The organism is Emticicia sp. (assembly GCF_043780375.1).
Lineage (GTDB): Bacteria > Bacteroidota > Bacteroidia > Cytophagales > Spirosomataceae > Emticicia.
Window position 1 is genome coordinate 1 of sequence record NZ_JAYWCU010000094.1, and the last position, 6404, is coordinate 6404.

Consider the following 6404-nt stretch of genomic DNA (forward strand, 5'->3'; position numbering starts at 1 on the left):
AAACCGACAACACATCATTGATTGAAAAAATCATTAGATATGCTAATAAATTTCACGAAAATGCGTCCGCTGGTCAAAATTCATTGTTTGGAGGAGTTGGAGGAGCATTTGATATTGCTAAACCCAAAATTCCTGAATGTGAAAAATGGGGAGATATTCAGAAATTGAAGTTTGAAAAAGAGGTTGTAGGATTTTATATTTCGGGGCATCCACTTGACCAATTTCGTTTAGAAATGAGGAAATGTACACCGCTCGACCAAGTGTTGGATGCTACTAATCAAAACAAAGAATTTGCGATTGGCGGCGTGGTTACGAGCGTAGTTACGAAACAATCTAAAAACGGAAATCCGTTTGGAATTTTAAAGATTGAAGACTATAATTCAAGTATGGAAATGATGCTTTTTGGCCATGATTTTGTCAATTATTCTAAGTATATGCAGCTTGGTCTGTTTTTGTTTATTCGTGGAAAAGTACAAACCAAATGGGGAAGAGAGGGAGATTGGGAATTTAAGGTAACTGGCATGGAATTATTGAGTGAAATTAGAAATAAACTATTTAAAGAAGTTAAAATTTCATTGGGATTACAGTTTGTCAACGCTCAATTGGTAGAGCAAATTCAAACAACAATGGGCAAGTTTCCTGGGAACTTTGATTTTAAATTGTCTGTGTTTGACGCCGAAGAAAAAATGGATGTTTTGTTACTATCACGTAAACAAAAAGTAGCTTCGTCAAATGATTTTGTGAACCAATTGAAAGAAATAGTAGGAGAAGAAAATGTTGTTTTGGCGTAGCAATTATACATTGAAATACTTTGCCAACTGGCAAAGTATTTCAATAAAAAACTAATTATTGGAATGTAAAGCCACATTATTACCCTCTGTGTCAATAAAAAACGCCATATGACCAATTTCATCAGAAATTTTAGTTTTTGGCATTACTATTTGACCTCCAGCGGCTTCAATTTTTGAAAGAGCATTACTTAAATCAGGATTTCCATTCAAATAAATTTTAGCTCCATCCATGCTTGGTTTATGATTTTCGCTTTGTACTAATGCACCAGAAGCTTTTCCATTACCAGCTTCCGATGGGAAATAAGCCATCTCCATGCCCATCATGTTTTCTTGGTACATTTCGATGTCAAAAATAGCTTCGTAAAATTCTTTCGCACGGCTGATATCACTTACAGAGATTTCAAACCAATTTAATGAGTTTTCGTTTGCTGTCATTTTTGTAAATTGTTTATTGTTGATTAATTAGAAATTTAAAATTATCTTTTACTTTATTTGATAACGAAAGGATAAATTGGCTTTTTCAAATCAATAGAATTGTAAATGTATTAATTTTCGCATTGCACACTTGCACTCTCATTTTAAATTATTGTTATTTATTTAATATTACTATGACGAATGAGTGATTGAGATTTGGACAGGAAGCAGATTTTTTTTATTAAGATTATTTGATGCTTTGGTTTTTCTTCAAATATTTTTTTTTAAAGCAGAAAAAGCTATTGGTATTATAATTTTGGAACTTTTATTTAACGCTGTTTTGTTACCTAAACAATAAAACAAATTATAAATTAAATTTTCATTCCTAACAAAGGGATTTATAGAAATGGGACATAAAGCAATTGAAATTACAGATGCAAGTTTTGCAGACTTAATCAAATCAGACACGCCAGTTTTAGTGGATTTTTGGGCAGAATGGTGTGGGCCTTGTAAAATGATTGGACCAGTTGTAGAAGAAATCGCTGGAGAATTTGAAGGAAAAGCAATTGTTGGTAAATTAGATGTTGATGCAAATTCATCTGTTCCGGCAAGCTTTGGCATTCGTTCTATTCCAACATTAATGATTTTCAAAAATGGTGTTATGGTTGATAAAATTGTTGGAGCAGTTCCGAAACATATTCTTACTTCAAAATTAGAGGCTCAGTTGTAATATATTGATAATTAATAGTTTAGCGTCTGCTTTTTAAAAAGCAGACGCTTTTTTATTACCAAAATACGGTATAAAGTCCAACTAAGATTCCTCCAATCAGAATTGATAAAATTGCAAAACCGTTGCTAACAGTAAACATACTTCGGTCAAGTTCTAATCCTTTGTTTTCTACTTTTTTGTCGGTCAATGAAATTATGACCATCATCAAAACCAAAATTAAAAACACATAAAGGGTGCGATTAAGAAATGGAATTGGACTTATTTCAATTCCGAGAAATGAATGATAAATATCAGGCATAAATTTGAACAAAACAGAAATAGGAATCGCCAAAGCTGCTGCCCAAATTGCCGCTTTTGATGTTGTTTTCTTCCAAAATAAACCTAAGAAAAACAAAGCAAATGCCCCAGGAGTAAGGTAATTTGAATATTCCTGCACAAACTGATAAGCTTGGTCAAGTCGGCGAAGTTGAGGCGTAATAAGTAAGGCAATAGCAAAAGCAACAATCACTGCAATTCGCCCTACTTTTACAATTTTCTTGTCAGATGCTTCACGGTCAAAGAATTTTCGGTAGATATCTAAGCTAAAAATCGTAGAAATACTATTACATTTTCCTGCCAATGATGCCACAATGGCAGCCGTTAGGGCAGCAAAAGCCAAACCTTTCAAGCCCATTGGCAATAAATTCATAAGGGTAGGGTAGGCATGGTCGGGTTTTACAATTCCTGCCGCATCAACCATTTCTTGTTGAATTCCACCATTTTGATACAAAACATAAGCAGCAATGCCTGGAATTACACAAATTAAAGGAATAAATAATTTCAGAAATGCGGCAAAAATAATTCCTGTGCGTGCAGTTTTCAAATCAGCACCCAAAGTTCGCTGAATGATGTATTGATTACAACCCCAATAATTGAAATTATTAATCCACATTCCACCAAAAAGTATAGCAAAACCCGGCAATTCGTAATAAAATTTATCGCCTTCTTTGAAAATCATGTGAAAATGATCGTCGGCTTGTGTGCGTAAAATTGACATTCCGTCAAAAACGCCGCTTCCTCCAAATTTATCAGAAACCATATTCAGTGCTAAATAAGTTGTTGCCAATCCTCCCAAAACTAATACAACTACTTGAATCACATCAGTGTAGCCAATTACTTTCATGCCTCCAAGCGTAATGAAAACCGCAAAAACCGCTAAACCAAGCATGCAATAAATAAACGGCACGCCCGTAACGGTTTCAATCGCTAAAGAACCCAAATACAAAATGGAAGTTAGATTGACAAAAACATAAAGCAATAACCAAAAAACTGCCATAATTGTACTCACAACATCGTTGTAGCGACGAGAGAGAAATTGTGGCATGGTATAAATCTTGTTTTTGAGATAAATAGGTAAGAAGAAAATAGCTACAAAAATAAGCGTAGCAGCCGACATCCACTCATAAGAAGAAATAGCCAAACCGATGGCAAAGCCTGAGCCTGACATTCCGATAAATTGTTCGGCAGAAATATTTGAAGCAATCAATGAAGCTCCGATTGCCCACCAAGTCAGTGAACCTTCTGCAAGAAAAAAATCGGTTGAAGAATTACCAGTCGTAGCTTTTTTTCGGTAAATCCAGTAGCCATAAATACTGATGATGAGAAAATAAACAATGAAAACAACGTAATCAAGGGTTTGGAGGTAGTGCATAATGAATATTTGTAGGATAGGGTGTTAATTTGCGGAATTTACAAATATTCTTTACGAAATGTTTTTTTTTGTGCAATTTTTTATCGCACAATCACTCTTTTTACTTCTCGTACATCATTATCTAAGGCAAAACTATAAAAATGGATAATTAAGGAGTAAATCCCAGGCTGTATTTTTGAAGCAGTACTTAATTGATATACATAATCGTTTCCTTCATTGACCTGCGAAATTTCAATTTCCCTACCAAAATTATCTAATAATTTGAAACGTGGATTACTAATAAATTCCTTGCCAGTATATAAAACTTTAAACTTATTTTCAATTATAGGAGTTGGGTAAAGTACAAAATTACTTGAAGGATTTTTAAAGTTTATAATTTCATTTGTGTCTTTTATTTCAAAAGCAAACTTCTTTTTTGAACTTTCAAATTCATCATTTCCTTCTGTTTCAAAATAAATTTCATATTGATACTTGCTTATTAGTAGTGGTAATCTACGGTTAATGAGTTCATCATTTCTGAAAAAGAGAAATGATGTGTATGGACCCAAAAAATACTTAACTGGAAGCCCACTTTTAGATTTTATTGTATATTTTAATGGTAATTCTGTTAGATAAATATCTCGAAAACCTGTGAATGAAATTGAATCAATACGTTTTTTAATAGTTATAGTTTTATTTAAAACCAAGCCAGAATTGGTTTTGAAGTCGATTTTAAAAGTCCCTGCTTTTTTGGGATTAAAAATATTATTCTCTACAAATGGACAATCACATGCAATATTTACTTTTTCATTGCTTCCGATTACTTTTGCTGAAATTAAGATTGGTTTTGTATTAATCTCGACAGTATCAGATAAAATGACTTCAATATATTTGATGTTTTTTGTGGAAAGTTTAAAGACTTTTTTGCCATCCGTTGCAACATAAAAATCGTCGAATGATATGGTTTTTCTTAAATTTTCAGCAATTATTGTACGTCCCTTTAAAATCTCAAAATTTTCATTTACGATATTGTATTTTGAACCATATTCATTCGTCCTTAAAATTATATTTGAGCCATGTGTACCTATTATCTTTTTACGACCAACGGATTTTAATTTACCAATCGAATCTATTAATGTCAAAGTGTGTGCATTTGAAGGAAATTCAAATCCATGTTCATATTTATTTATTCCTAAATATTTACTGTTGATTTTTACAAACTCAATGGAATTATGGGAGGTTCCTGTATTGGGAATATAAGCATAAACAGGAGGAGTTATTTCATTGCCATTATAATCAAAATGTAAAATTCTATCATTATAATATGCTGTTAAGGAATTGTTATTTTGAAAAATTACGAGTGTTAAGCCATAATCATCTGTATAAAATGGAAATCCTTGTAAATTGTATTTTTCATTTCCTTCAAAATTAATTACTTTCACTTTCCCTTTTTCATTTAAAAGTATTTCCTTATTATTCCAATTTACATCAAATGCTTTTCTTTTATCAATAAATCTTAATTTTTGATTTTCAAATAGAAATGTTCCATCAATGTTTGTGAGTAATATTTTATCTTCTTTTGCATCAACTAACGTACAGTTAATGTCTTTGTGTGTGCTTAATATTTCCCCGTTTAAGTTTACTCTAAAAAGGTTTTTTATTAACGGCTTGCTACCATCGTCATAAAAATTTGTGCCAATAAAATAACTTACTTCATCAATTTTGTGAAGAAAAATGATTTTTTCGCCAACAGGAATAATATATTGCTTAAAAGTAGTATCAGGGGCATAAACTTGTGCATTTGATGCGTATGAGTGCATCAAACAACATAAAAACAGAAGAGTTGAGGTATATTTTGAGAGCATTTAGATTTTTGTTTTTAATCATATTGACTCAAAAAACACAAAGAAGGTTGTAAAGATTTATAAATATTTTTCCAACAAAATATCGGCCAATTGCGGCACACCAACGGTTGCAGTTTCGGTAATGAAATGCACATTCTTATATTGAGATGAAACTTCGGGAGAATTAGGGTCAACGATAAACTTCGGAGCTTCATCCGATACAAATCCGATAACTCCAGCGGCTGGATAAACTTGCATTGAAGTACCAGCGACCACGAAAATGTCGGCATTCATACACAAATCAGCCGCCACTTCTATCATCGGTACCATTTCACCAAACCAAATGATGTGTGGACGAAGTTGCCCACCATCTTCTGCCAAATCACCCATTTCAATGGTTTTATTACCAATTTCATAAATCAAATCTTCATTTTTTATACTTCTAACTTTCGTCAGTTCTCCATGAAGATGCAGGACATTTGTAGAACCTGCCTTTTCGTGCAGGTTATCAACGTTTTGCGTGATGATTTGGACATCAAAATATTTTTCTAAATCAACTAAGGCTTGGTGTCCTGCATTGGGTTTTGCTTCAAAAGCCTTTGTACGGCGTTCATTATAAAATTGCTGAACCAACGCAGGATTTCGTTGCCAACCTTCTGGCGTAGCAACATCTTCAATACTGTGATTTTCCCAAAGCCCACCAGCATCTCGAAAAGTCATCAAGCCACTTTCAGCACTTATTCCTGCACCCGTCAAAACTACAAGTTTCTTTTTCATAAGCCCCCCAAACCCCCGATGGGAGCTTTTTAAGGATTTAATTTGAAGTTATTTATTTTTTATTGAGGTTCGAAAACTAAATTATAAAAACTCAGAATTCAGCATTCTAACCATTTGCTAATTTCAAACAATCTTCCAAAGTCAAAGTTGCAGGGTCAGTTCCTTTCGGAATTTTGACA

Annotated in this window: 7 protein-coding genes; 2 read left to right on the plus strand and 5 right to left on the minus strand. The window is 33.0% G+C overall.

The features are described 5' to 3' along the window. Window positions 1-791: OB-fold nucleic acid binding domain-containing protein (locus tag ACH2CJ_RS06975; RefSeq protein ID WP_394991569.1), on the plus strand; the 791-nt coding region annotated here is incomplete at its 5' end. Window positions 792-842: 51 nt separating this feature from the next. Here the strand turns inward: ACH2CJ_RS06975 and ACH2CJ_RS06980 are convergent. Beyond that, entirely contained in the window at window positions 843-1226 is a 384-nt protein-coding gene (locus ACH2CJ_RS06980) for a VOC family protein (protein ID WP_394991570.1), read from the minus strand. Window positions 1227-1611: 385 nt separating this feature from the next. Here ACH2CJ_RS06980 and trxA point away from each other — a divergent pair, with 385 nt between their 5' ends. After that, window positions 1612-1935 carry a thioredoxin gene (gene trxA / locus ACH2CJ_RS06985; RefSeq protein WP_394991573.1) on the plus strand — a complete coding sequence of 108 codons (324 nt, stop codon included), beginning with the start codon at window positions 1612-1614 and terminating at the stop codon, window positions 1933-1935. A 55-nt stretch (window positions 1936-1990) separates the two neighbouring features. Here trxA and ACH2CJ_RS06990 read toward each other — a convergent pair whose 3' ends face one another. The 4 genes from ACH2CJ_RS06990 to ACH2CJ_RS07005 all read right to left on the minus strand — a co-directional run. Then, window positions 1991-3625: a sodium/sugar symporter gene (locus ACH2CJ_RS06990; protein WP_394991575.1), complete on the minus strand. Its 1635-nt coding sequence runs from the start codon at window positions 3623-3625 to the stop codon at window positions 1991-1993. 80 nt (window positions 3626-3705) lie between these two features. Further along, window positions 3706-5469, minus strand: coding sequence for a hypothetical protein (locus ACH2CJ_RS06995; protein WP_394991577.1), 1764 nt, complete (start codon window positions 5467-5469; stop codon window positions 3706-3708). 57 nt (window positions 5470-5526) lie between these two features. Further along, a complete protein-coding gene (locus ACH2CJ_RS07000; RefSeq protein WP_394991580.1) occupies window positions 5527-6225 on the minus strand; it encodes an NAD-dependent deacylase in 699 nt (232 codons plus the stop codon). Between the two features lie 106 nt (window positions 6226-6331). Continuing rightward, window positions 6332-6404, minus strand: a 73-nt coding sequence (locus ACH2CJ_RS07005; RefSeq protein WP_394991582.1) for a topoisomerase C-terminal repeat-containing protein, incomplete at its 5' end; no start/stop codon positions are given.

Bases quoted from the DNA above. Each gene is read 5' to 3' on its own strand.
- trxA (WP_394991573.1), top strand. From the start codon at position 1,612: ATGGGACATAAAGCAATTGAAATTACAGATGCAAGTTTTGCAGACTTA.
- ACH2CJ_RS06990 (WP_394991575.1), bottom strand. From the start codon at position 3,625: ATGCACTACCTCCAAACCCTTGATTACGTTGTTTTCATTGTTTATTTT.
- ACH2CJ_RS06980 (WP_394991570.1), bottom strand. From the start codon at position 1,226: ATGACAGCAAACGAAAACTCATTAAATTGGTTTGAAATCTCTGTAAGT.
- ACH2CJ_RS07000 (WP_394991580.1), bottom strand. From the start codon at position 6,225: ATGAAAAAGAAACTTGTAGTTTTGACGGGTGCAGGAATAAGTGCTGAA.
- ACH2CJ_RS06995 (WP_394991577.1), bottom strand. From the start codon at position 5,469: ATGCTCTCAAAATATACCTCAACTCTTCTGTTTTTATGTTGTTTGATG.